Origin of the sequence: Protofrankia sp. CiP3 (assembly GCF_917627345.1) — a bacterium.
In the GTDB taxonomy this organism is placed as follows: domain Bacteria; phylum Actinomycetota; class Actinomycetes; order Frankiales; family Frankiaceae; genus Protofrankia.
Genome location: NZ_CAKJTM010000001.1, coordinates 1 through 2,141, shown reverse-complemented (window position 1 = coordinate 2,141; position 2,141 = coordinate 1). Strand labels below are relative to the sequence as shown.

Here is a 2,141-nt window from a genome sequence, read left to right as displayed (position 1 = left end):
GTTCGCGTCGTACTCCCACACGCTGGCCGCCCCGGACGGGGTCACCCGCCGCATCCGCCGACCGAGCACATCGTAGGCTGAGGAGACCGTCCGACCGTTACAGGTCTCGGCCAACACCCGGCCACGAGCATCCCGTTCGACGGTGCAGTCGGCATCCATGTTCGTCGCCCGCGTCACCCGACCCACCGCATCGTAGGCAAACGTCGTCACCGCATGTTCGTTACGTTTCTCGACCACGTTACCCAACAGGTCACGGGTGAACCGCACCGTCTGGCCGGCACCGTTGGTACGGGCGACGAGCTGACCGGCGGCATCATGGGTGTAGGCGAGGATGCGGCCATTGAAATCGGTCTCCCGCACGAGGTTCCCAGCCGGGTCGTAGTCGTACCGCCAGACCAGCCCGTGGGGGTTCGTGACGGCCGTGAGCCTCAGTTCGGTGTCGTAGGTGAAGGCCAGCCGCGCCCCATCCGGGCCGGTCCGCACAGCCGGCAGATCGAAGTGGGTGACCTCGGTGCGGGTCACCAGACCGGCCGCGTCGACGTGCTCGACGAGGTTGCCTTCGGCGTCGTAGGCCCACCGCTCGGTCGCACCGCCGGGCAGGGCCCGCCACGCCGGTTTCCCCTCCACCGTCCAGCCGAACCGGGTGACCCCACCGAGCGGGTCGGTCACCGCGACCACGCGGCCGAACCCGTCCCGCTCATAGGCGGTGACCGCCCCCGCCGGATCGGTGACCGCGACCGGCAGGCCGACGGCATCCGTCTCGACCCGCCGGGTATGGCCGAGCGCATCGGTGACAGCCGTGAGCCGACCACGGTCATCATAGGTGAAAGCCGTCCGCGCCCCGGCCGGGTCGGCCACCGCGGTCAAATTCCCGCGGTCATCGTAGGATCGCTCCCAGCGGGCACCGTTCGCCTCGACGAGCGTGATTGGTAGCCGCAGCCCGTTCCACTCCGCTGTGACGCGGGCGCCGTCCGGGCGGATGACCTCGGTCAGGTTGCCGTCGGCGTCATAGCTATAGCGCACGGTCCGACCCAACGGGTCGGTCTCGGCCAGCTTGCGATCGTAGCGGTCCCAGGAGTAGGTCGTGGCATGGCCCAGCGGATTGACCTGCCGCCGCAGCTGCATCGCCGCGGTGAAATGATATTCCGTGGCCTGCCCCAGCGAGTTCGTCTCCACCGTGACATGACGGTCGGTGTCGTAGGCGATGCTCCCGTCGAGGCAGCCGGCGGAACCCGCGGTGCGCACCACCCGCCCAGCCGCATCGTAGGTATAGACGTACTCGGTGCCGGTACGGTCCAGCCAGCGGATCATCCGCCCCTCGGCGTCGTAGCCGAACCGCAACGGCTGACCCGAGGAATTGACCACCTCGGTGAGCCGTCCGCCCGCGTCGTACCCATAGCGGACGATCTCAATGTCGGGCTCCCACGCCGCCCCCACCATCCGCACCGCCGTGACCAGCCCCTGACGGGTCTGCACCGCCAGCCGGTACCCCCCCGAATGGTGGATCTCCGCCAGAGTGCCGTCGTCGGCGTCATAACCCAAATCCACACGGTGACCGTTACGATCGACGATCGCGGCCAGCGGCAGGACCACGCTCCGGGCACCCTCGGCCGGCACCGCGAAGTGCAGGATATGCCCGGCCGCCGGGTCCGCCACGGTATACGCGCCATCCTCCTCGCGGGTTAAGGGCAGGCGCGGGCCCTCCGCCGGCAACACGCTCTGACCAGGCCCGGGATGGGGATAGGCCAGCAGCACCCCGTCAGGCGCGGCATAGCACACCCCCTCGCCGTCGATCTCCAGCCGATGATCCAGCGTTGAACTCCACGACGGGCCAAACCAGCGACCCGCCCGATACGACGACAGATAGGTCCGCTGCAACGCCCACGCCAACAGACCAGGCAGCTCACAGTCAACCTGCTGCAGAATCATCTGCCCGCTGGCCATATCCACCGGATCCCGCCCGACGAACCGGCAGTGCGCCGCCCGCGCGAACAGCCGCGGGTCCCGAACCGCACCCCGGATACCCCCAGCCTCCGCCAGCGCATGCGGGATCGCCGTGACAACATTACGTCCCTGCCGCAGCACACCACCACCGACGGCACGCAGCCCGGCGCCGACGAGCTTCAGGCCCTCCCCGCGCG

General features: G+C 69.2%; 1 protein-coding gene. It reads right to left on the bottom strand.

Annotated features, from left to right (window positions below; genetic code table 11):
• Positions 1-2,141 (bottom strand): DUF6531 domain-containing protein (locus MJ797_RS00005; RefSeq protein ID WP_239328197.1); only part of this gene is annotated, 2,141 nt, incomplete at both ends.